Here is a 21,280-nt window from a genome sequence, read left to right as displayed (position 1 = left end):
GCTAGTTTCGGTTACGGGTGACTTTAATAACGTCTGGCATCACGCGGATTTTGCGCATGATATTCGCCAGATGTACGCGATCGCGTGCGGTAAGGCGAATAAAGGTACTATAGACGCGACCATCTTTCTCTTCAGTATTCAGGCTTTGAATATTGGAGGTGGTCGTATTAATCGCCGCCGTCAGGTTAGCCAGCGCGCCCTGATGGTTAAACATTTCCACCTTGATTTCGGTAATGAATTCCTGCTCCGTCTCTTTGTCCCATTCGACCGCCATAAATTTCTCTGGCTCTTTCTGGTATCCACGGATATTACGGCAGGATTCATGGTGGATCACCAGTCCTTTACCTGGGCTGACGTGAGCGATGATCGGGTCGCCTGGGATCGGACGACAACACTTCGCAAAGGTGATAAGCACGCCATCCGCGCCTTTAATCGGCAGGTGGCCGTGATTCGATTGCGCAACGGTCGGCACCACGGCTTCTCCTTGCTGCAGATTTTTCGCGACCACTACGCTCATCGCGTTGCCGAGACCGATTTCCGCCAGCAGATCGTCAAGCGTTGCCAGCTTCATACGATCCAGTTCGCGCTGAATATTTTCCTGCGGAATTTCCGCCAGCTTACGACTACCGCCTAAAGCATGGTTAAGCAGACGACGGCCCAGGCTTACGGAGTCATCACGTTTGAGGTTTTTCAGCAACTGACGAATTTTAGCGCGCGCTTTAGAGCTGACGACAAAGTTCAGCCAGGCGGCGTTGGGACGCGCGCCCGGCGCGGTAATAATTTCGACGGTCTGACCGCTGCTAAGCGGCTGCGACAGCGGATAAGGCTGCCGGTCGACACGCGCGCCGACGCAGGCGTGGCCGATATCGGTATGCACGGCGTAGGCGAAGTCCACCGGCGTAGCGCCAGCGGGCAGTTCGACAATGCGTCCTTCCGGGGTGAAAACGTAAATCTCATCCGGGAAGAGATCGGATTTTACGCTTTCGATAAATTCAAACGAACTACCGGCGCTCTGTTGTAGCTCCAGCAGGCTCTGCATCCAGCGCTGGGCGCGGATCTGCGCCGTGGTGCTGGTCTCACCGTGTTCTTTATACGCCCAGTGCGCCGCGACCCCCATTTCCGCCATCTGATCCATATCTTCGGTACGGATCTGGACTTCAACAGGAACGCCGTGCGGGCCGATCATCGAGGTGTGCAAAGACTGATAGCCGTTCGCTTTGGGAATGGCAATATAGTCTTTCACCCGTCCCGGACGAGGCTTATAGAGACTGTGCATCTGGCCGAGTACGCGATAGCAGGTATCGGAGTCATGAACGATGACGCGGAAAGCGTAAATGTCCATGATCGAGTGAAAACGCTGCTCTTTGAGCACCATTTTGCAGTAGATCGAGTAAAGATGTTTTTCGCGACCGCTAACGCGACACGGAATTCCCGCCTCTTGCAAACGTCCTTCGATTTCAGAGAGGATTTTTTGGATCATCTCTTTACGGTTGCCGCGCGCCGCTTTTACCACTTCTTTGATGACGCGGTAACGATTGGGATACAGCGCTTCAAAGCCCAGCTCTTCCAGCTCGGTTTTGATGTGATGAATACCTAAACGGTGCGCCAGAGGACTGTAGATTTCCAGCGTTTCACGGGCAATACGACGACGTTTATCCGGGCGTAACGAGCCCAGCGTGCGCATGTTATGGGTACGGTCAGCAAGCTTAATGAGGATGACGCGGATATCCTGCACCATCGCCATAATCATTTTGCGGAAGTTTTCGGCCTGCGCCTCTTTCTTATCGCGGAACTTGAGCTTATCAAGTTTCGACACCCCCTCTACCAGCTCGGCAACGCTTTTACCGAAAAGCTGTTCCATGTCCTGATAGGTGGCGGGGGTATCTTCAATCACGTCATGCAGCAGAGCGGCCATCAGCGTTTCGTAGTCGAGTTTCATCTCGGCCAGAATACAGGCCACCGCTACCGGGTGCGTGATATAGGGTTCACCGCTTGAACGTGTCTGGCCCTCGTGAGCGTCACGTGCAACGAGATACGCCTGCCGAAGACGCTTAATCTGGTCTTCCGGCAGGTAGGTTTGAATCAGTTGATTCAGGCTTTCAAACAGATACAAGGGCGACCCGCTTTGTGATTAACGACGACCTTCAGCAATAGCGGTAACGGCTTGTAATTCAGCGGCTTCCTGCTCTTGCTGTTCCTGGCGCTCGCGGACGTCGAGGATCTGGTTGTTAATCAGACCTTCTTCGATTTCGCGCAGCGCGATAACGGTAGTTTTATCGTTTTCTTCCGGTACCAGCGGATCCTTTCCGCCTACCTGCATCTGACGAGCGCGACGCGCGGCGACCAGTACCAGGTCAAAACGGTTACCAATTTTCTCTACAGCGTCCTGAACAGTTACGCGTGCCATACTTAAAATGCTCCACAGGTGAAGAAATGACTGGGCATGATACTGAAAGTGGGTTCAGTCTGCCAACAATTTGCTGATTAAAGCGTCATGACGCTGCTTTTGGCGGCTCATACGCAGACGTTCAGCGCGAATGATGGTTTTCAAGTCGCTTAACGCGGTATCAAAGTCGTCATTCACAATAAGATAATCATATTCGGCGTAATGGCTCATTTCTGCAACCGCTTGCGCCATTCGTTTGGCAATGACTTCTTCGCTATCTTGCCCGCGGCCGCGTAAACGGCGATCCAATTCGATCTTTGACGGCGGCAAAATAAAAATGCTGCGTGCTTGCGGCATCTTTTCGCGAATTTGCTGGGCGCCCTGCCAGTCGATATCCAGAAAAATATCAACGCCGGTTGCCAGCACTTGCTCAATGGTTTCGCGCGAAGTGCCGTAGTAATTGCCAAACACTTCCGCGTGCTCCAGAAACGCCTCCCTGCCAATCATGGTTTTAAACTCATCATGATTTACAAAGAAATAGTGCTCACCGTGCACTTCACCCGGACGCGGCGCGCGCGTGGTATGTGAAACGGAAACCTGAGTGTCATACAACGGTTGGGTTTTTAATAAAGCCTGAATCAGGCTGGATTTACCCGCGCCACTGGGGGCAGAAACAATATAAAGCGTACCTTGAGCCATGAGTATCTTACGTCTGTGATTATCGAAATAGAGCCTTGATACGGGCTTATTATACACATCGCCGTTATGCGACGTAGTCTTTGTCACACTTTTTGCGCCAGATTATTGCATTTTGCGTCCCTTTTTCCGCTTTTATCGCGTCGTTGCAGCAACCCACCAAAAAATCTGGAAAGTGGCTCGGATGATGCATTTTTACCTGTCGGTTTTTATTCACTAAAGCGCTATACCTGCCGGGCAATGTGCGCAGGAGGTCGTGATGAGATTATGGAAAAGCATGGCGTGGGGAATTTTATTGTGGCATTCGCAGAGTGGGGCGCTTTGCCCGACCTGGCCGCCAGCAAGGGCCGCTGAAGAAATCGCCCGTTTACAGCAACAGCTCGCTGACTGGAATGACATCTACTGGAAACAAGGTGTTAGCGCGGTTGACGATAGTGTGTACGACCAACTCAGCGCAAGGCTGGTTCAGTGGCAACGCTGTGTTGGTCAGGATGTATCATCTACTCCGGTTTCACCGCCGTTAAACGGTACAACAATGCATCCTGTTGCGCACACGGGCGTACGCAAACTCGCGGACCGACAGGCGGTAGAACAGTGGATGCGCGGGCGCAGCGAGCTTTGGGTACAACCAAAAGTGGATGGCGTAGCGGTAACGCTGGTTTATCAAAACGGTAAACTGACCAGGGCTATCAGCCGGGGTAACGGACTACAAGGCGAGGACTGGACGCCAAAAATTCGCCTGATCCCCTCTATACCGCAGACAACACAAGGCGCGCTAGCTAACGCGGTGTTGCAGGGCGAAATCTTTCTACAGCGCGAGGGACATATCCAGCAACGAATGGGCGGGATGAATGCGCGCTCGAAAGTCGCAGGAATGTTAATGCGCCAGGATAACGCCTCCGCGCTAAATTCGTTGGGTATTTTTATTTGGGCGTGGCCGGACGGTCCGGCAAATATGCCCGAAAGGTTAAGCCAACTTGCTAAGGCTGGATTCAGTCTGACGAAGAAATATTCCCTGGCGGTAAAAGATGCCAGCGAGGTCGAGCGGGCGCGCCAGTCATGGCTGACGTCAGCGTTGCCCTTTGTGACGGATGGCGTAGTGATACGCATGGCTAAAGAGCCCGCGGCACAATACTGGCGACCCGGGCAGGGCGACTGGCTGGCAGCATGGAAATATCCGCCAGTAGCGCAGGTCGCGCAAGTGAGCGCTATTCAGTTCTCGGTGGGGAAAAGCGGCAAAATTACCGTAGTAGCGTCGCTTGTCCCCGTTATATTGGATGATAAGCGGGTTCAGCGGGTCAATATCGGCTCTGTGAAACGTTGGGAAGCGTGGGATATCGCGCCGGGCGATCAGATCCTGGTGAGTCTGGCCGGGCAAGGCATTCCCCGGCTTGATGAGGTCGTCTGGCGGAGTCGTGAGCGGAGTAAGCCTGTACCGCCTGATAGCCATTTCAACTCGCTGACCTGCTTTTACGCGTCGGCAACGTGTCAGGAACAGTTTATCTCCAGGCTGGTATGGCTGGGATCACGATCGGCGTTGGGTCTGGACGGAATGGGCGAAGCCAGCTGGCGGGCCTTGCATCAGACGCATCGCTTTGAGCATATCTTCTCCTGGCTTGCCCTGACGTCAGCGCAAATAGCCAACACGCCAGGCTTTGCTAAAGGAAAAAGCGAGCAGATATGGCGGCAATTTAACCTGGCTCGCCGGCAGCCGTTTACCCGCTGGATCATGGCGATGGATATCCCCTTAACGCAGGCCGCATTACAGGCCAGCGGCGATCGCTCATGGGAGCAGTTATTAATGCGAACAGAGCAACACTGGCGGCAGTTGCCATCGACGGGCGAGCGCCGTGCCGGGAGAGTTATCGACTGGCGGGATAATCCGCAGATCAAAGCGCTGAGCAGATGGCTGGCTGCTCAGCATATTCCCGGATTTGGGTCTTAGTGCCCTTCATGGCGGTAATAAAATACCGGCAGGCCAAGTTTAAGACGTAGCGCTAATAACCTTGCTGTAAAGCCAAACAGTAACGTAGAGATAACGACGACATCCGGATTCATGACGTAATGTTGTAGCGCAATATAGAGCACCGCCGAGGCGAACGAAATGCCGGCATATAGCTCTTTTTGAAACACCAGTGGAATGCGTTTGCAGAACATATCGCGGAGCACGCCGCCAAAGACGCCGGTAGTGACGGCGGCTACCACGGCGATAATTGGCCCTTCGCCCATATCAAGGGCTATCTGAGCGCCAATAATAGAGAAAACCACCAACCCCAGCGCGTCAAGTACCAGGAAAAGCTTGCGTAAATAGGGCATGACGGGAGCAACAATGGTGGTCAATACAGCGGCAGTCGCCACAATAATGACATATTCGGGATGCTTCACCCAACCCAGCGGATAGTGACCGAGCAGAATGTCGCGAACCGAGCCTCCACCAATGGCGGTGGCGGTAGCAATAATAATTACGCCGAATGTATCCATGCGACGGCGACCCGCAGCGAGTGCGCCCGTCATGGCCTCGGCAGTGATGCCAATTAAATAAAGAACGTGCAACAGCATGATTTCCCCCTAATTTACTGGGGGCGAAGATTAACGATTTGTGCGCTGTATCACGATTGAGATTTTCTAAGGCATTATACGATTAATAAATTTTAGTAATGATTTTAAATTTATGGTTAATAATTATTTATTATATATATCAATAAATTGTACATCATTTTTGTGGTTTATTGTATGCAAGGTTTTTCTGTTTTGACTTAGATAAATTACCTGAACGGCGCCCTGGACGCGCCGCCGGTGAGTCATTTCATTGTGGCTGCTGTGCGGTAAGTTGTGTGATGAAGCGCTGGCGCGAGCGTTCCACATACTGTTGCAAGCCATTGGAATCAAAGAATGCCTGTGTATCGCCGTTGCGAAGTTGCTGTCGTTTCTCCAGTAGCCCGAAGCGGTCACCTTTGTTGGCAATAAAGATATCAACATGCTGGGCGGCCAGTGTTTTAAAGCTGCTCTGAATATCAGTAACCAGGTCAGGGTAATTTTTGTTGTTAATCAGCAGATAGTCAGGTGTGGCGAGACTATCTGCGTAAATTAGCGTCTTGCCGTTGCGGAGCGTTACGCGCCAGGAAGTTGAGCCGGGCAGATGTCCAGGCGTGAATAGTGCTGTCACGGTTATCCCTCCGAGGCTGATGCTTTCCTGGTTGTGGATAATTTTATCAGTGGTGACGGGCGGGAAGGGGAGCGCATCGCCAAGCGCAAAATCCTCTCGTCCACCCCTCGCCATCTGATCGGCGTTGGGTTGGCTGGCGACCAATTGTGCGCCGCTCCACGCTTTCAAACGTGCCATGCCCCCCGCTTGATCCAGCCGCGCATGGCTGTTCAATAGATAGCGTATGTCTGTGAGGCGGAATCCTGCCGCTTCAATATTCGCTTTAATTTGCGGTGCGCTTTCATCCAACCCCGCATCAATAAGAATATGCCCTGCCGGAGTGGTCAGCAGAATAGAAGAGAGATTTTCCGTGCCGACATACCACACGCCTTCTGTGATTTGAAACGGCTTTATAGGCTTAGCCCACGCTTTAAACAGTGATAACGGAGGCGCGGGTGATAACGGTTGTGAAGGATCTAATGCCGCCATGGCAGGAAGTGCTGATGTTGAAAATATACATACAAAGAATAATGCATAGCGATTCATAATGTTCTCCTGATTGAAGCGCCCGCAGTATACCTGGCAGTAATTTAGCCAGGTTCAATAAGAGAGACGTTTAATGAACTTGCTGCAAATGGATATGAACCTGTTAAAAGTACTGTATGTGCTGCTGGAGACGAGCTCTACGGGGAAAACGGCGCAAAAGCTGGCTTTGTCGCCTTCTGCGGTAAGTCATGCGTTAATGAGATTGCGCGATGCGCTAAACGACCCGTTGTTTCGACGGGAAGGGAACCGCCAGATTCCTACGCCTTATGCGCAGGCGCTGCGTGACAAATTGGCGCCTGTGTTTGTTTCGCTTAATGAGGAGCTGTTTGGCGATAAAGAGAACGGCTCCCGTTGTTTCCGGGTGGTACTTCCTCCCGCATTGAACGCGCTGCTTACGCCTGTTCTCGCAGAGAAAGGTCATCTTCATCAGGCGGTGATCGAGTGCCTTCCTTTTGCCCGCCGACCCTGGCGTGATGAACTGTTGGATAGCTCGGTTGATTTGGTGCTGGCAATTGGCGACCATCAAAAGCAGGTCAGCGCTCTGCATTACGAGCGGGTGGGGACTACGCGTTTGATCGCGGTTTATGGCGCGCCATTGCGTTCACGTCTGGAGAATGCCACAGCGTTGAATTTTGCTGATCTACAGCATTATCAGCACATTTACTGTTTGCCGTGGACAAAAGAGAACAACGAACTGGACAGGCAGCAGGCTCGTGCCGGGTTTGAACGTCCGCTGGCGTTTGTTTGTCATGATTACAGTCAACTTGCGCCTGCTGTCCAGTCGGCGCCGCTAATGGCGATTGTACCGCGCCCCTGGTATGAAAATTTATCCGATAAGCGCGGTCTTTTTGTCCTGCCGCTTGCCGGGGAGCAGGCGGAAGGCGCTATTTTTATGCAGTATCGGGCTTCGACGGTAGAGTGGAAGCGACGCCTTATCGACGCTATTCGCCGGAAATTAAAAACGTACTACCGATAAACGCGAGAGCCCGCATAAGGCGGGCTCTGTGACATATTGAGCGCCAGAATTATTCAATATTCTGGATTTGCTCGCGCATTTGCTCGATCAACACTTTTAATTCAATAGCGGAGTTAGTTACATCAGCGTTGATGGATTTGGAGGCCAGGGTGTTCGACTCACGGTTAAATTCTTGCATCATGAAGTCCAGACGGCGACCTACCGCCTCTTTTTTCTTCAGAATGTTGTAAGTCTCTTTGACGTGCGCTTCCAGACGATCCAGCTCTTCCGCCACATCAATGCGCTGCGCCATCATCACTAGCTCTTGCTCCAGACGGTTGTTTTCCAACTGAACCTGAGCATCTTCCAGCTTCGCGACCAGGCGTTCACGCTGCCATTGCAGGATTTCCGGCATATGCGCGCGGACTTTCGCTACTTCGGCGCTGACGCCTTCCAGACGTTGTTCAATCAGCGCTTTCAGCGCCTGGCCTTCCGTTTCGCGCGCGATGATAAAGTCATCCAGCGTACCGTCCAGCGCGGCTAAAATTTCTGCGGCAATCGCGTCCAGATCCTGCTCTTGCGCCGCCATGACACCTGGCCAGCGCAAAATATCAACCGGATTGATTTCCCCTTCGTCGCTCTGCATTTTGACCCAGTTTGCGGCGCTAACTAATTGTTTCGCGAGTTTTTCATTCAGAATAAGCTCGCCTTGCGCGCTGGCATCGGGTTCAAAACGCAGCATACATTCGACTTTGCCGCGCGTCAGGCGTGTACGAATGCGTTCGCGCACGACGGGTTCAAGACTACGGAACTGTTCCGGCAGACGAAAGTAAGTTTCCAGATAACGCTGGTTTACCGAGCGCATTTCCCAGGTCGCGCTACCCCATTCACCCTTGATTTCACGCCGGGCGTAGGCGGTCATACTGCGGATCATAGATGTTCCCGTTTTTAAAGGAGAGATGAGGGGATTATAGCTATCCAGGCCTTGTCAGGATAGGAATAACCATCGGAAGTCCGTATAATGCGCAGCCACATTCGTTTTAAGCCGGAGATCTCAATATGCGTCCAGCAGGCCGTAGCGCTAATCAGGTGCGTCCCGTAACCCTGACCCGTAACTATACAAAACACGCTGAAGGCTCGGTACTGGTCGAATTTGGAGATACCAAAGTGTTGTGCACCGCCTCTATTGAAGAAGGCGTCCCACGTTTTCTGAAAGGACAAGGCCAGGGGTGGATCACCGCAGAGTATGGCATGTTGCCTCGCGCTACCCATACCCGTAATGCGCGTGAAGCAGCAAAGGGTAAGCAGGGCGGTCGTACTATGGAAATTCAGCGTTTGATCGCGCGTGCGCTGCGTGCGGCGGTCGATCTGAAAACGCTCGGCGAATTTACCATTACGCTGGACTGCGATGTAATCCAGGCCGATGGCGGTACGCGTACAGCGTCTATTACCGGTGCCTGCGTGGCGTTGGCGGATGCGCTGAATAAATTGGTTGCCAACGGTAAGCTGAAAACCAACCCGATGAAAGGCATGGTGGCGGCGGTTTCCGTAGGCATCGTTAACGGCGAAGCGATCTGCGATCTGGAATATGTTGAAGATTCCGCCGCAGAAACCGACATGAACGTCGTGATGACTGAAGACGGCCGCATTATTGAAGTACAGGGCACCGCGGAAGGCGAGCCGTTCAGCCATGAAGAACTTCTCACTTTGTTGGCGCTGGCCCGAGGGGGAATTGAATCCATTGTGGCGACGCAGAAGGCGGCGTTAGAAAATTGATTTTAAGGCGACTGAAAAGTCGCCTTTTTTTTTGTCCGTAAATTTCGTAAATGATGAAAGTAAGAAAAGGAGCGAATCCATGAAACCGTATCAGCGCCAGTTTATTGAGTTTGCGCTTAACAAGCAGGTACTAAAGTTTGGCGAGTTTACGCTGAAATCCGGGCGCAAAAGCCCCTATTTCTTCAACGCCGGGCTGTTTAATACCGGGCGCGACCTGGCGTTGTTAGGCCGTTTTTATGCCGAAGCGCTGGTGGATTCCGGTATTGAATTTGATCTGTTGTTTGGCCCCGCATACAAAGGTATTCCGATCGCGACGACGACGGCGGTTGCGCTGGCGGAACATCACGATAAAGACCTGCCGTACTGCTTTAACCGCAAAGAGGCAAAAGATCATGGCGAAGGCGGGAGTCTGGTGGGCAGCGCGCTACAGGGCCGCGTGATGCTGGTGGATGACGTGATTACCGCAGGTACGGCGATTCGCGAGTCGATGGAGATTATTCAGGCGCACGGGGCTACACTGGCTGGCGTACTGATTTCGCTGGATCGTCAGGAACGTGGCCGCGGCGAGATTTCCGCGATTCAGGAAGTGGAGCGCGACTATGGTTGTAAGGTTATCTCCATCATTACGCTGAAAGACCTGATTGCCTATCTGGAAGAAAAACCTGATATGGCTGAGCATCTGGCGGCTGTGCGAGCATACCGGGAAGAATTTGGCGTGTAAGCGAATTGCCCGGTGGCGCTTTACCGGGCCTATGTTTCTGTCGCCTGGATAAGGCGTGAGCCACTATCCAGTCAGCGTTACTGTAGCTGAGCGGCAATAAGCGGCCAGCGGGCGTCGAAATCGTCCGTTGGGCGGTATTTAAATTCGCTACGCACGAACCGTGAAAGCATACCTTCACAGAAGGCTAACAGTTGGCTTGCCAGCAGATTTTCATCCGTCGTGTAGCCTTCGCCTTCACGCATTCTTTTTTCTCGTAGCACCTGGCGGAGCTGCGCTTCGATGCGTTCAAAAAGCTGATTAATGCGCCCCTGCAGGCGATCCTGTTCAAACATCAGCGCGTGCCCGGTAAGAATGCGCGTCAGGCCAGGGTTGCGTTCGCCAAAACCCAGAATCAGCAACACAATCAGGCGCAAACGCGTGCTGGTGTTTTTTTCATCTTTTAAAATCAGATTGATACGGGTAATCAGACTATCTTCGATAAACTCAATCAGGCTATCGAACATGCGGGTCTTGCTGGGAAAATGGCGGTATAGCGCCGCTTCGGAAACGCCGACCGAGGCCGCCAGTTTTGCCGTCGTGATGCGTTGGCTTCCATCGCTGGATTCAAGCATCAGCGCCAGTGACTGAAGTATTTCTTCGCGACGATTCCTTTTCGCAGTTTGTTTTTCTGCCATGTTACAAAATACCCCTGAAAATAAGCACTTGCCAGGCGAGCACCCACGCTATAACCGCAAACTCAGCGCTTGCGGCAGTATTATGACGTTATGGGGATGCGTAAAATTTACTTACGGCCAGAATGACCGAAGCCGCCCTCGCCACGTTCGGTGGCGTCAAATGCTTCCACCAGATTAAATTCGGCCTGAACGACCGGAACAAACACCATTTGCGCGATACGTTCGCCCGGTTCAATGGTAAAACTGTCCTGACCACGGTTCCAGATCGAAACCATCAGCTGCCCCTGATAATCGGAATCAATCAGCCCGACCAAGTTACCCAGCACGATACCATGTTTATGGCCCAGGCCCGAACGCGGCAACATGACTGCCGCCAGTGATGGATCGGCGATATGAATGGCCAGTCCGGTAGGCACCAACGTTGTTGCGCCAGGCGCCAGTTCTACGGCGTCGTCGAGACAGGCGCGCAGGTCAAGCCCGGCAGAACCAGAAGTAGCATAAGTCGGCAGCGGAAACTGCTGACCAACACGCGGGTCCAGAATCTTAACGTCGATTTTTTTCATCATAACGGGTCACGATCTCGTCGAGTAATAATTGGCCCAGGAGTTCTTTTCGCTCAAGCGGTAAGACTTTATCTCCATCCTGCCAGAAAAGGTGTAAAGCGTTTTTATCGCTATTAAATCCTTGATTTGAAAGAGAAACATCATTTGCACAAATCAGGTCAAGGTTCTTACGGATACGTTTTTGCCGGGCGTATTCTTCCACATTATTCGTTTCCGCGGCAAACCCAACAACATAGGGTCGATTGTCACTGAGCGCGGCCACCCCGGCGACAATGTCCGGGTTTTTGACCATTTTTATTAGTAATTCATCACCTTGCGCCGCCTGTTTTTTGATTTTTTCACTGGCGATAGTCTCTGCGCGATAGTCAGCCACGGCGGCGCAGCTAATGAAAATGTGCTGCTGTTGAACGGCGGCCTGAATAGCGGCTTCCATGTCCAGCGCGGTTATGACATCAACCCGTTTTACAAAAGGCGGCGTTGGTAACGAAACGGGACCGGAGACCAGCGTGACATTTGCGCCGCGACGCGCTGCGGCCGCCGCAATAGCGAAGCCCATTTTACCTGAGCTGTGGTTGGAAATATAACGCACCGGGTCGAGCGGTTCGCGCGTCGGGCCTGCCGTAATCATGATATTAAGATGTCGCAGATCGTTGACGGCAGCGAAATGCGCGGCGGCCTTATCAACGATAACTAATGGATCCAGCATTCGGCCTGGTCCTACATCGCCGCACGCCTGACTGCCGCTATCCGGCCCCCAAATGAACAGGCCGCGAGAGGCGAGCACCTCCAGATTATGTTGCGTGGCGGCAGCGCGGTACATCTGTTGGTTCATGGCCGGAAGAACGGCCACCGGGGCTGGCGTCGCCAGACAGATGGTGGAGACTAAATCATTAGCCATACCCGATGCTACACGGGCGATCAGATCGGCGGTCGCGGGGGCAAGAATCACCAGGTCGGCCCATTTCCCCAACTCGATATGCCCCATCGCGGCTTCGGCGGCAGGGTCAAGCAGACTGTCGGATACGGGATAGCCCGACACTGCCTGTAAGCTCAGGGGGGTAATAAAGGCTTTTGCCGCCTCGGTCATTGCCACGCGAACGTCAGCGCCGCGCTCACGTAAACGGCGCACCAGCTCCGGCGTTTTATACGCAGCGATACCGCCGCTAATGCCGAGAACAATTTTTTTACCGGCCAGGCTCATCATGTCTTTCCTGTTGGGTGACTTTGAAAGGCGGCTATTTTATCACAATCTCTACGGCGTCGTGTCTTTGCCTGCGCTCCACTTTGCGAGGCGCTACGCAAGAACAAAATCGGGGCGTCGATCTCTCCCAAAGGCTGTGCCACTATGCCGCTTCCTTAAAAAAGGAGGTGCGCGTATGGATACGTTGGACGAATTATTACCGCGTGAAAAAATGCTCAGATCCGGCATTGCTTCCCTCAGCGACGTGGAGCTGCTGGCGCTTTTTTTACGTACCGGCACGCCGGGAAAAGATGTTATGACGTTGGCAAAAGAGATATTGCAGCACTTTGGGTCACTGTATGGCCTGCTGTCGGCGGACTTTGCGCAGTTTCGCGGCGTAAACGGCATCGGCCTGGCGAAATTCGCGCAGTTGAAAGGCATTGCTGAGCTGGCAAGGCGCTATTACAGCGTGCGCATGAATGAGGAAAGTGCGTTGCTGAGTCCGGAAATGACGCGGGAATTTCTGCAAAGCCAACTGACGGGTGAAGAGCGTGAGATCTTTCTGGTGATCTTCCTCGATGCCCAGCACCGGGTGCTTCAGCACAGCCGCCTGTTTTCCGGCACGCTTAACCACGTAGAGGTGCATCCGCGTGAGATTGTTCGGGAAGCGATTAAACTCAATGCTTCAGCGGTCATTCTGGCGCATAACCACCCTTCAGGCTGCGCAGAGCCAAGTAAAGCAGATAAACTTATCACTGAGCGCGTGATAAAGTGTTGCCAGTTTATGGATATCCGGGTGCTCGATCACCTGATAATTGGGCGCGGAGAGTACGTTTCTTTTGCCGAACGCGGCTGGATTTAAGATTCTTTGCGCGATCCATCGGGATCTTTGTCTGTTCGGGACTTGAGCATATCGCCGGGTCAGCGTATACTACGCCACCTTTGAGAATCTCGGGTTTGGCATTTGGGCCTGGCAATCGAGAGTTCAATAGAACTGCGCGATGACCAGGCTGTAAAGCCTGACGAGGCGCCGATACCCCATACGAAGCTCGAGCTAATTTGATTTTTGGAGAATAGACATGTCCCGAGTCTGCCAAGTTACTGGCAAGCGTCCGGTGACCGGTAACAACCGTTCCCACGCACTGAACGCGACTAAACGCCGTTTCCTGCCTAACCTGCACTCTCACCGTTTCTGGGTTGAGAGCGAGAAGCGTTTTGTCACCCTGCGTGTATCTGCTAAAGGTATGCGTATCATCGATAAAAAAGGCATCGAAACAGTTCTGTCTGAACTGCGTGCCCGTGGCGAAAAGTACTAAGTACTAAGAGGAAATAAGTCATGGCTAAAGGTATTCGTGAGAAAATCAAGCTGGTTTCTTCTGCTGGTACTGGTCACTTCTATACCACTACGAAGAACAAACGTACTAAACCGGAAAAACTGGAACTGAAAAAATTCGATCCAGTTGTCCGTCAGCACGTGATCTACAAAGAAGCGAAAATCAAATAATTCTCGCTTTGATGTAACAAAAACCTCGCTTCGGCGGGGTTTTTTGTTTTCTGGCCGTCCCCATATTAATGAGACCTGCCACACAGCCGGAGACGTTATGCCTGAATTACCCGAAGTTGAAACCAGCCGCCGGGGTATTGAACCCCATTTAGTTGGCGCTACTATCCTGCACGCCCATATCCGTAACGGCCGTCTGCGCTGGCCGGTTTCAGACGAAATTTATCGTCTGAGCGATACACCTGTCCTTAGCGTTCAGCGTCGTGCTAAATATTTACTGCTGGAGCTGCCTGACGGCTGGATAATTATTCACCTGGGGATGTCGGGAAGCTTGCGGATACTGTCGGAAGCGCTGCCGGCGGAAAAGCACGACCATGTCGATTTGGTGATGAGCAATGGCAAAATTCTACGTTATACCGATCCTCGCCGCTTTGGCGCCTGGTTATGGACCAAAGAGCTGGAAGGGCATAACGTACTGGCGCATCTGGGACCGGAACCGCTAAGCGATGAGTTTAATGGCGAATATTTGCAGCAGAAATGCGCGAAGAAGAAGATGGCGATTAAACCCTGGCTGATGGATAACAAGCTGGTGGTCGGCGTGGGGAATATCTACGCCAGCGAGTCGCTGTTTGCCGCTGGTATTCACCCTGACCGCCTGGCGTCGTCACTCTCGACAGAGGAGTGCGACCTGCTGGCGCGGGTGATTAAAGCCGTTTTGCTGCGCTCTATTGAACAAGGCGGGACAACGCTGAAGGATTTTCTGCAAAGCGATGGGAAACCGGGCTATTTTGCGCAGGAGTTGCAGGTGTACGGGCGCAAAGGCGAGCCGTGTCGGGTATGCGGTACGCCGATAGTCGCAACGAAACACGCACAGCGTGCGACGTTCTATTGCCGTCACTGTCAGAAGTAAAACGCCAGGCCCGGCAAGGAAGGAAACTTATTTCAACTTATCCATTAGCGCCTGATGCACATTGTCCGGCAGAAAGTGGGTCACATCGCCCTGATGGCGCGCCACTTCTTTGACCAGCGACGATGAAATAAACGACCACTCTTTGGACGGCATCAGGAAAACGCTTTCCAGTTGCGGCATCAGATGGCGATTCATATGCGCCAACTGCATTTCATATTCAAAATCCGCCACCGCGCGCAGACCACGAATCAGGATATTCGCCTGTCTGTCGCGGGCGAAATTGGCCATCAGGTCGCTAAAGCCCACCACCTCTACGTTACCCAGGTGTGCGGTCGCTTTTTGCGCCAGCGCCACACGTTCGTCCAGGGTGAACATGGGTTTCTTACCGGGGCTGGCGGCGATGGCCAGAATGACATGGTCGAACATCTGCGTTGCGCGCGTCACAATATCGAGATGACCGTTAGTAATCGGATCAAACGTGCCTGGATAAATCGCCCGTTTTTGCATGACAGTCCTCAATGCGTTTTCGGTGGCAGATAAGGTTCCAGCAGTTGCAGCAGACGCTGGAGCGCGCCCTGATTTTGATACAGCACTTCAACTGCGTGACGTCCGTAGAAATTACGATAATCAGCGTCGGTCAGTAAAGAGGAAACTTCTTTTGCCAGCGTAGCCGCATCGGTAATCGTGATAAGTCCGCTCGCCTGATCCAGACGGGCGCAAATATCTTTAAAGTTAAAGGTATGCGGACCCATCAGTACCGGAATCGCATGAGCGGCGGCCTCCAGCGGGTTATGACCGCCGCGTTCAACCAGCGAACCACCAACAAAGGCGAGATCGGCAATGCCATAGAGCAACATTAATTCGCCCATAGTATCGCCTACCACGACCTGGGTGCTGGCGGACGGCACTTCGCCCGAAGAGCGAGTGATGTAGCTTAACCCTGCCTGACGCACAAGATTGATAGCATCCGGGAAACGCTCCGGATGGCGGGGCACCAGAATCAGTAATAAATTCGGGAATTGATGTAATAACGCCTGGTGAGCGGCGATAACGATACTCTCTTCGCCATCGTGGGTGCTGGTGGCAATCCAGACCGGACGGTGCGGCGCCCACTGGCGGCGTAGCGTAACGGCTTTAGCCGCCAGCTGCGGCGTAACTGAAATATCAAATTTCAGACTGCCGGTGACCGTGACCTGATTGTTCTTCGCGCCCAATGCCACAAAGCGTTCGCCATCTTCTTCGTTTTGCGCGGCAATCAGGGTGATACGGCGCAGGAGCGTACGGACAAACTTGCCAAGCTTCGCATAACCCGCGGCGGAGCGGGCGGAAAGCCGCGCATTAGCGATAACCAGCGGAATATGACGTTTGTGCAGCGCAGCAATCAGATTTGGCCAGAGCTCAGTCTCCATGATCAATACCAGCTTAGGATCAATCTCATTGAGGAAACGATTGAGCGCATCGGGCAAATCATAAGGCAAGTAAACGTGCTGAACATCGTTGCCAAAGGCGGACTGGACGCGCTCCGAGCCGGTCGGCGTCATGGTCGTTACGGTAATAGGCAGATCGGGATAGCGATGACGTAGAGCGCGGACCAATGGGATGGCCGCCAGAGTTTCGCCCACCGAGACGGAATGCAGCATGATTCCGCCCGGTTTCAACGGACGGCGGTAGAATCCGTAGCGTTCACCCCAGCGCTTACGATAGGCCGGCGCTTTACGTCCACGCACCCAAAGCCGTATCCAGATCAGAGGCTGAATAAGGTAGAGAAGAGCGGTGTAAAGCAATTCGAGCATAGTAAATAGCTGACTTATGGATGTGCTGGGGATTCTATGTATTTAGCCTGGGCTTTACCATTACTTTTCCCATTTTTGCGCCAAATTGGCTCAGAAGCGAGGATTCCAGGCGCTGAACCTCATTATTTTTGCATTTTTACGCAATCCATTGAAATTTGCCGCCCTTGTCGCCCCAGACAATGGGAATGACCATTCACAAGAGAGGGATAAATTATTATCTCTTTGAATTTATAATTAAAAAAATGATTGTGTATAAAAATTATTCGTATCGGATTGCTGCGAAAGAAGTGTTACACTAGCGCATCTAAAATGAGTGCGGTATTAGCCATCGGGTTGCTGTGAAGCCTGGGGCGGTAGCGTGCTTTTTTCTGCTTATTTATCCGGACAATTTCAACCAAAGAGTCGCTTGTGGAAAAGCCATTTCGAAGAATTCTGATTATAAAAATGCGTTTTCATGGAGACATGTTACTTACCACCCCTGTCATCAGTACGCTGAAGCAGAATTATCCCGATGCAAAAATCGATGTGCTTCTTTACCAGAACACCATACCGATATTGTCGGAAAATCCGGAGATTAATGCACTCTACGGCATCAGTAACAAAGGCGCAGGAACAAAAGAGAAGATTAAAAACGCGCTATCGCTAATCAAAAAATTGCGTGCTAACTCGTATGATCTGGTCGTCAATCTCACCGATCAGTGGAGCGTGGCGCTTATTGTGCGTTTTTTAAACGCAAAAATAAAAATCTCGCAGGATTTCGGTAATCGTCAGTCTGCTTTATGGAAAAAAAGCTTTACGCATTTAGTACCTTATGCGGGAGAACATGCTGTTGAGCGCACATTATCCGCGCTAAAGCCGTTAGCGCTAAAACAGTATGTCACGGAAACCACCATGAGCTATCGCCCGGAACATTGGGAAAACATGCGACAACAGCTCAAACAACTTGGTGTGACCCGACAATATGTTGTTATTCAGCCTACGGCACGGCAGTTATTTAAGTGCTGGGATAATGATAAATTCTCTCAGGTTATTGATGCCGTGCAGCGCCGCGGTTATCAGGTTGTACTGACGTCAGGCCCGGCCGCAGACGAGATGGCCTGCGTGGATGCTATTGCACGCGGCTGTGAAACAAAACCGGTTACTGGTCTGGCGGGTAAAACTCGCTTTCCTGAATTGGGCGCGTTGATTGACCATGCGGATCTCTTTATCGGCGTTGATTCGGCCCCTGGTCATATTGCCGCAGCAGTCAAAACGCCGGTCATTTGCCTTTTCGGCGCGACGGATCATGTGTTCTGGCGTCCCTGGACCGACGACATCATTCAGTTTTGGGCAGGCAATTATCAGCCGATGCCTGAACGGCATGAGCTTGATCGTAATAAAAAATACCTTTCCGTGATTCCGGCTGAAGATGTTATCGCCGCGACGGAAAAAATGCTGCCGCATGAGGCACGCACCATAGATTTGGACAGCCTGCTATGAGAGTTGCCTTTTGCTTATATAAGTATTTTCCTTTTGGCGGTCTGCAGCGTGATTTTATGCGCATTGCCCAAACCGTGGCGGCGCGAGGTCATCAGGTTCGTGTTTATACTCAGTCATGGGAAGGGGAATGCCCGGATAACTTTGAATTAATCCGCGTGCCGGTTAAATCCCGGACGAACCACGGTCGTAACGCAGAATATTATGCCTGGGTGCAACACCATTTGCGCGACCATCCTGTCGATCGGGTGGTTGGGTTCAATAAGATGCCAGGCCTTGATGTGTATTACGCCGCAGACGTGTGTTACGCCGAAAAAGTCGCACAGGAAAAAGGTTTTTTCTATCGCCTGACATCACGCTATCGGCATTATGCTGCTTTTGAACGCGCCACGTTTGAACACGGCAAGCAGACGCAACTATTAATGCTGACGAATAAGCAGATTGCTGACTTCCAAAAACATTATCAGACTGAAGCGGAGCGTTTCCATATTCTTCCTCCGGGGATTTACCCGGACAGAAAATATAGCCAACAGATCCCGAACAGTCGTCAAATTTATCGTCAGAAAAATGGTATCTCAGAACAGCAAAAATTACTGTTGCAAGTAGGGTCTGACTTCACCCGTAAAGGTGTGGATCGCTCTATTGAAGCGCTGGCATCGCTACCCGAATCTTTACGGCAAAATACGGTGCTCTATGTTGTCGGGCAGGATAAGCCGAAGAAGTTTGCAGCACTGGCTGAAAGAAGCGGCGTCGGCACGAATGTGCATTTTTTCTCCGGACGTAATGATATCGCGGAGTTAATGGCGGCAGCCGACCTTTTACTGCATCCAGCCTATCAGGAAGCTGCAGGTATTGTTTTGCTGGAAGCCATTACTGCTGGTTTGCCGGTGCTGACAACTGCGGTGTGCGGTTATGCACATTATATTGTGGATGCCAACTGTGGCGAAGCGATGACTGAACCATTCCGTCAGGATGCGCTAAATGAGGTTTTACTCAAAGCGCTGACACAGCCTTCCTTACGCAACGCCTGGGCTGAAAATGCGCGGTATTATGCTGATACCCAGGATTTATACAGCTTACCGGAGAAGGCCGCAGATATTATTACAGGTGATTTAGATGGTTGAGCTGAAAGCGCCGTTAACCACACTATGGCGCGGTAAAGATGCTTTTGAGGAAGTGAAAACGTTACAGGGCGAAGTGTTCAGAGAGCTGGAGACGCGTCGAACATTGCGGTTTGAGCTGGACGGCAAAAGTTACTTCCTGAAGTGGCATAAAGGCACTTCGCTGAAAGAAATTGTGAAGAACCTGATTTCGTTACGTATGCCTGTTCTGGGCGCTGACAGAGAATGGCACGCCATTCATCGTCTACATGAGCTGGGCGTTGATACGATGCACGGCGTTGGTTTTGGTGAAAAAGGCGTAAACCCGCTAACCAGAACATCATTTATTATCACCGAAGATTTAACGCCCACCATTAGCCTTGAAGACTACTGTGCTGACTGGGCTGTTAATCCACCGGACGCGCAGGTGAAGTGGATGATTATTAAGCGTGTTGCGACTATGGTACGTAAAATGCACGCCGGGGGAATTAACCATCGTGACTGTTATATTTGCCACTTTCTTCTGCATTTACCTTTCACAGGTCGTGAAGAGGATTTAAAAATCTCCGTAATCGACCTGCATCGCGCGCAGATACGTCAGCACGTTCCCCTTCGCTGGCGTGACAAGGATTTAATTGGGCTTTATTTTTCTTCAATGAATATTGGCCTGACTCAGCGAGATATATTCCGGTTTATGCGTGAGTATTTCTCTCTCCCCCTGCGAGAGATTTTGCAAAAAGAATCGGGGTTGATTCATCAGGCGGATGTTAAAGCCGCTCGAATTAAAGAAAGAACAATAAGAAAAAATCTGTAATTATAATAATTATGCACTCAGTGAGTAATTTATGAGTGAGACAAGGATAGACAGAATGTCTGACATTAAAAGTTATATTTCAAACCAAAAAAACATAATTCAACATGATGATTTTTTTGGAAGAAGGCTGGACATTGCTCTTTGCTTTGATCATGGTTTTATAATGCCAGCAGGTGTGGCAATATATTCCATTATCGAAAATAATAAAGATATTGACTTGCATTTTCATTTATTGATATCGGGTGTGTCGGAGTATGATTTATTACCTTTTCTTGAATTGAAACAACCCAATGTATCAATTACAGCATATCATATTAACAATAATTTCGATATTAATCCGGAAACATTAATTCTGGGTATTCCATTATCTACATGTCTTCGTTTTTTAATTCCGGATGTTGTTAATAAAGGAATTTCAAAAATTTTATATTTGGATTGCGATATTATTTGTCATGGTTCATTATCTGAGTTAATTGATATTAATCTTGAAGGGGAAATCGCAGGAGTGATCTTAGACTCTCCGGATATGCAAAAAAGAGTAAAACAATTAGATTATGGGGTGGATTTTAATGGGTATTTCAATGCAGGCGTGATGTTAATTAATAACGATGAGTGGAGAAAAAATAACGTAACTCAAGAATCTTTGTCTATGATTAATAGTGGTAAGATTTTTAGATATGCCGATCAGGATGTTTTAAATATTTTACTCAATGGAAAGGTGAAGTATCTCCAAAGAAAATTTAACAATAAAACGACATTGTCGGTTAATTTTGATGCTGAAGCTAAAAATATAGATAATACTATTATTATGCATTATGTGACTCCAAATAAACCATGGTATAAGATATTTAAAGCAAGATATTTTGATCGATACTTTAATGCATCCCCATGGAAAAATAACAGGAGGTTTTTTGCACCATCCCCAAGTGAAATACGCCTTAAAGCAAAAAGAGAAATCTCAGGTAAAAATTACTCTATAGGAGTATATCACTATTTTTGCTATTTAATATCTAAAGTCTTTAGATTAAGGTTTTAACTCTGGGG

General features: G+C 50.8%; 23 protein-coding genes. 12 read left to right on the top strand and 11 right to left on the bottom strand.

Annotated features, from left to right (window positions below; all coding sequences use genetic code 11):
- Position 1: 1 nt before the first annotated feature.
- The 3 genes from spoT to gmk are packed head-to-tail and all read right to left on the bottom strand — an operon-like array spanning position 2 to position 3,085.
- Positions 2-2,113 (bottom strand): bifunctional GTP diphosphokinase/guanosine-3',5'-bis pyrophosphate 3'-pyrophosphohydrolase, encoded by a 2,112-nt coding sequence (spoT, locus tag J4645_RS19685; protein WP_000280481.1) that lies wholly within the window; start codon positions 2,111-2,113, stop codon positions 2-4.
- Between the two features lie 18 nt (positions 2,114-2,131).
- Positions 2,132-2,407, bottom strand: coding sequence for a DNA-directed RNA polymerase subunit omega (gene rpoZ, locus J4645_RS19680; RefSeq protein ID WP_000135058.1), 276 nt, complete (start codon positions 2,405-2,407; stop codon positions 2,132-2,134).
- 54 nt (positions 2,408-2,461) lie between these two features.
- Positions 2,462-3,085: a guanylate kinase gene (gene gmk, locus J4645_RS19675; RefSeq protein WP_023214559.1), complete on the bottom strand. Its 624-nt coding sequence runs from the start codon at positions 3,083-3,085 to the stop codon at positions 2,462-2,464.
- Positions 3,086-3,341: 256 nt separating this feature from the next.
- Here gmk and ligB point away from each other — a divergent pair, with 256 nt between their 5' ends.
- Positions 3,342-5,027, top strand: a complete 1,686-nt coding sequence (ligB, locus tag J4645_RS19670) for an NAD-dependent DNA ligase LigB (RefSeq protein WP_023214560.1) — start codon at positions 3,342-3,344, stop codon at positions 5,025-5,027.
- On the opposite strand, the gene J4645_RS19665 is transcribed toward ligB, so the two are convergent.
- Positions 5,024-5,641, bottom strand: coding sequence for a trimeric intracellular cation channel family protein (locus J4645_RS19665; protein ID WP_000924334.1), 618 nt, complete (start codon positions 5,639-5,641; stop codon positions 5,024-5,026). The two genes, ligB and J4645_RS19665, sit on opposite strands and share 4 nt — an antisense overlap.
- 247 nt (positions 5,642-5,888) lie before the next feature.
- Entirely contained in the window at positions 5,889-6,773 is an 885-nt protein-coding gene (locus J4645_RS19660) for an HARLDQ motif MBL-fold protein (protein WP_001608835.1), read from the bottom strand.
- A 73-nt stretch (positions 6,774-6,846) separates the two neighbouring features.
- Between J4645_RS19660 and J4645_RS19655 the strand changes: the two genes are divergently transcribed.
- The gene (locus J4645_RS19655) at positions 6,847-7,749 is read left to right on the top strand and encodes a LysR family transcriptional regulator (protein WP_001050870.1); all 903 of its coding nucleotides are present in this window, start codon (positions 6,847-6,849) and stop codon (positions 7,747-7,749) included.
- A 49-nt stretch (positions 7,750-7,798) separates the two neighbouring features.
- Here the strand turns inward: J4645_RS19655 and J4645_RS19650 are convergent, their stop codons facing one another.
- Positions 7,799-8,662: a YicC/YloC family endoribonuclease gene (locus tag J4645_RS19650; protein WP_000621347.1), complete on the bottom strand. Its 864-nt coding sequence runs from the start codon at positions 8,660-8,662 to the stop codon at positions 7,799-7,801.
- Positions 8,663-8,787: 125 nt separating this feature from the next.
- On the opposite strand from J4645_RS19650, the gene rph reads away from it, so the two are divergent.
- Positions 8,788-9,504, top strand: a complete 717-nt coding sequence (rph, locus tag J4645_RS19645) for a ribonuclease PH (protein ID WP_001247078.1) — start codon at positions 8,788-8,790, stop codon at positions 9,502-9,504.
- 79 nt (positions 9,505-9,583) lie between these two features.
- Positions 9,584-10,225, top strand: coding sequence for an orotate phosphoribosyltransferase (gene pyrE, locus J4645_RS19640; protein ID WP_000806167.1), 642 nt, complete (start codon positions 9,584-9,586; stop codon positions 10,223-10,225).
- A 77-nt stretch (positions 10,226-10,302) separates the two neighbouring features.
- Here the strand turns inward: pyrE and slmA are convergent, their stop codons facing one another.
- From slmA to coaBC, 3 genes are all read right to left on the bottom strand, one after another.
- Positions 10,303-10,899: a nucleoid occlusion factor SlmA gene (slmA, locus tag J4645_RS19635; RefSeq protein ID WP_000818607.1), complete on the bottom strand. Its 597-nt coding sequence runs from the start codon at positions 10,897-10,899 to the stop codon at positions 10,303-10,305.
- 107 nt (positions 10,900-11,006) lie between these two features.
- The gene (dut, locus tag J4645_RS19630) at positions 11,007-11,465 is read right to left on the bottom strand and encodes a dUTP diphosphatase (RefSeq protein WP_000976078.1); all 459 of its coding nucleotides are present in this window, start codon (positions 11,463-11,465) and stop codon (positions 11,007-11,009) included.
- Positions 11,443-12,663 (bottom strand): bifunctional phosphopantothenoylcysteine decarboxylase/phosphopantothenate--cysteine ligase CoaBC, encoded by a 1,221-nt coding sequence (gene coaBC, locus J4645_RS19625; RefSeq protein WP_023214561.1) that lies wholly within the window; start codon positions 12,661-12,663, stop codon positions 11,443-11,445. Before coaBC ends, dut begins: the two co-directional genes overlap by 23 nt.
- A 175-nt stretch (positions 12,664-12,838) precedes the next feature.
- Here coaBC and radC point away from each other — a divergent pair, with 175 nt between their 5' ends.
- The 4 genes from radC (at position 12,839) to mutM (ending at position 15,053) form a co-directional block, all read left to right on the top strand.
- On the top strand, positions 12,839-13,504 hold the full coding sequence (radC, locus tag J4645_RS19620; RefSeq protein WP_000380129.1) for a DNA repair protein RadC: 666 nt from the start codon (positions 12,839-12,841) through the stop codon (positions 13,502-13,504).
- Between the two features lie 217 nt (positions 13,505-13,721).
- Positions 13,722-13,958, top strand: coding sequence for a 50S ribosomal protein L28 (gene rpmB / locus J4645_RS19615; RefSeq protein ID WP_001519051.1), 237 nt, complete (start codon positions 13,722-13,724; stop codon positions 13,956-13,958).
- A 20-nt stretch (positions 13,959-13,978) separates the two neighbouring features.
- Positions 13,979-14,146: a 50S ribosomal protein L33 gene (rpmG, locus tag J4645_RS19610; protein ID WP_001051798.1), complete on the top strand. Its 168-nt coding sequence runs from the start codon at positions 13,979-13,981 to the stop codon at positions 14,144-14,146.
- A 97-nt stretch (positions 14,147-14,243) separates the two neighbouring features.
- Positions 14,244-15,053, top strand: coding sequence for a bifunctional DNA-formamidopyrimidine glycosylase/DNA-(apurinic or apyrimidinic site) lyase (gene mutM / locus J4645_RS19605; protein ID WP_001114511.1), 810 nt, complete (start codon positions 14,244-14,246; stop codon positions 15,051-15,053).
- Between the two features lie 27 nt (positions 15,054-15,080).
- On the opposite strand, the gene coaD is transcribed toward mutM, so the two are convergent.
- Entirely contained in the window at positions 15,081-15,560 is a 480-nt protein-coding gene (gene coaD / locus J4645_RS19600; protein WP_001171884.1) for a pantetheine-phosphate adenylyltransferase, read from the bottom strand.
- An 8-nt stretch (positions 15,561-15,568) separates the two neighbouring features.
- Positions 15,569-16,846, bottom strand: coding sequence for a lipid IV(A) 3-deoxy-D-manno-octulosonic acid transferase (gene waaA, locus J4645_RS19595; RefSeq protein ID WP_000891580.1), 1,278 nt, complete (start codon positions 16,844-16,846; stop codon positions 15,569-15,571).
- Between the two features lie 408 nt (positions 16,847-17,254).
- On the opposite strand from waaA, the gene rfaQ reads away from it, so the two are divergent.
- The 4 genes from rfaQ to J4645_RS19575 are packed head-to-tail and all read left to right on the top strand — an operon-like array spanning position 17,255 to position 21,272.
- Positions 17,255-18,325 carry a lipopolysaccharide core heptosyltransferase RfaQ gene (rfaQ, locus tag J4645_RS19590; RefSeq protein ID WP_001526672.1) on the top strand — a complete coding sequence of 357 codons (1,071 nt, stop codon included), beginning with the start codon at positions 17,255-17,257 and terminating at the stop codon, positions 18,323-18,325.
- Positions 18,322-19,446, top strand: coding sequence for a glycosyltransferase (locus tag J4645_RS19585; protein ID WP_001261581.1), 1,125 nt, complete (start codon positions 18,322-18,324; stop codon positions 19,444-19,446). Before rfaQ ends, J4645_RS19585 begins: the two co-directional genes overlap by 4 nt.
- Positions 19,439-20,236, top strand: coding sequence for a lipopolysaccharide core heptose(I) kinase RfaP (gene rfaP, locus J4645_RS19580; RefSeq protein ID WP_000229825.1), 798 nt, complete (start codon positions 19,439-19,441; stop codon positions 20,234-20,236). The genes J4645_RS19585 and rfaP overlap by 8 nt, the downstream gene beginning before the upstream one ends.
- Positions 20,237-20,291: 55 nt before the next feature.
- Entirely contained in the window at positions 20,292-21,272 is a 981-nt protein-coding gene (locus tag J4645_RS19575) for a glycosyltransferase family 8 protein (RefSeq protein ID WP_023214562.1), read from the top strand.
- Positions 21,273-21,280 lie beyond the last annotated feature (8 nt).

The organism is Salmonella sp. 32082101201600294FB01SM01 (assembly GCF_017572865.1).
Classification (GTDB): domain Bacteria; phylum Pseudomonadota; class Gammaproteobacteria; order Enterobacterales; family Enterobacteriaceae; genus Salmonella; species Salmonella enterica.
The sequence above is the reverse complement of the archived record's forward strand: the minus strand, read 5'-3'. Positions and strand labels throughout refer to the sequence as shown.

What these genes read in the sequence shown, in the direction of transcription:
- rpoZ (WP_000135058.1), bottom strand. Translation starts at nt 2,407, where the DNA reads ATGGCACGCGTAACTGTTCAGGACGCTGTAGAGAAAATTGGTAACCGT.
- gmk (WP_023214559.1), bottom strand. Translation starts at nt 3,085, where the DNA reads ATGGCTCAAGGTACGCTTTATATTGTTTCTGCCCCCAGTGGCGCGGGT.
- ligB (WP_023214560.1), top strand. Translation starts at nt 3,342, where the DNA reads ATGAGATTATGGAAAAGCATGGCGTGGGGAATTTTATTGTGGCATTCG.
- J4645_RS19665 (WP_000924334.1), bottom strand. Translation starts at nt 5,641, where the DNA reads ATGCTGTTGCACGTTCTTTATTTAATTGGCATCACTGCCGAGGCCATG.
- J4645_RS19660 (WP_001608835.1), bottom strand. Translation starts at nt 6,773, where the DNA reads ATGAATCGCTATGCATTATTCTTTGTATGTATATTTTCAACATCAGCA.
- J4645_RS19655 (WP_001050870.1), top strand. Translation starts at nt 6,847, where the DNA reads ATGAACTTGCTGCAAATGGATATGAACCTGTTAAAAGTACTGTATGTG.
- J4645_RS19650 (WP_000621347.1), bottom strand. Translation starts at nt 8,662, where the DNA reads ATGATCCGCAGTATGACCGCCTACGCCCGGCGTGAAATCAAGGGTGAA.
- rph (WP_001247078.1), top strand. Translation starts at nt 8,788, where the DNA reads ATGCGTCCAGCAGGCCGTAGCGCTAATCAGGTGCGTCCCGTAACCCTG.
- pyrE (WP_000806167.1), top strand. Translation starts at nt 9,584, where the DNA reads ATGAAACCGTATCAGCGCCAGTTTATTGAGTTTGCGCTTAACAAGCAG.
- slmA (WP_000818607.1), bottom strand. Translation starts at nt 10,899, where the DNA reads ATGGCAGAAAAACAAACTGCGAAAAGGAATCGTCGCGAAGAAATACTT.
- dut (WP_000976078.1), bottom strand. Translation starts at nt 11,465, where the DNA reads ATGATGAAAAAAATCGACGTTAAGATTCTGGACCCGCGTGTTGGTCAG.
- coaBC (WP_023214561.1), bottom strand. Translation starts at nt 12,663, where the DNA reads ATGAGCCTGGCCGGTAAAAAAATTGTTCTCGGCATTAGCGGCGGTATC.
- radC (WP_000380129.1), top strand. Translation starts at nt 12,839, where the DNA reads ATGGATACGTTGGACGAATTATTACCGCGTGAAAAAATGCTCAGATCC.
- rpmB (WP_001519051.1), top strand. Translation starts at nt 13,722, where the DNA reads ATGTCCCGAGTCTGCCAAGTTACTGGCAAGCGTCCGGTGACCGGTAAC.
- rpmG (WP_001051798.1), top strand. Translation starts at nt 13,979, where the DNA reads ATGGCTAAAGGTATTCGTGAGAAAATCAAGCTGGTTTCTTCTGCTGGT.
- mutM (WP_001114511.1), top strand. Translation starts at nt 14,244, where the DNA reads ATGCCTGAATTACCCGAAGTTGAAACCAGCCGCCGGGGTATTGAACCC.
- coaD (WP_001171884.1), bottom strand. Translation starts at nt 15,560, where the DNA reads ATGCAAAAACGGGCGATTTATCCAGGCACGTTTGATCCGATTACTAAC.
- waaA (WP_000891580.1), bottom strand. Translation starts at nt 16,846, where the DNA reads ATGCTCGAATTGCTTTACACCGCTCTTCTCTACCTTATTCAGCCTCTG.
- J4645_RS19585 (WP_001261581.1), top strand. Translation starts at nt 18,322, where the DNA reads ATGAGAGTTGCCTTTTGCTTATATAAGTATTTTCCTTTTGGCGGTCTG.
- rfaP (WP_000229825.1), top strand. Translation starts at nt 19,439, where the DNA reads ATGGTTGAGCTGAAAGCGCCGTTAACCACACTATGGCGCGGTAAAGAT.
- J4645_RS19575 (WP_023214562.1), top strand. Translation starts at nt 20,292, where the DNA reads ATGTCTGACATTAAAAGTTATATTTCAAACCAAAAAAACATAATTCAA.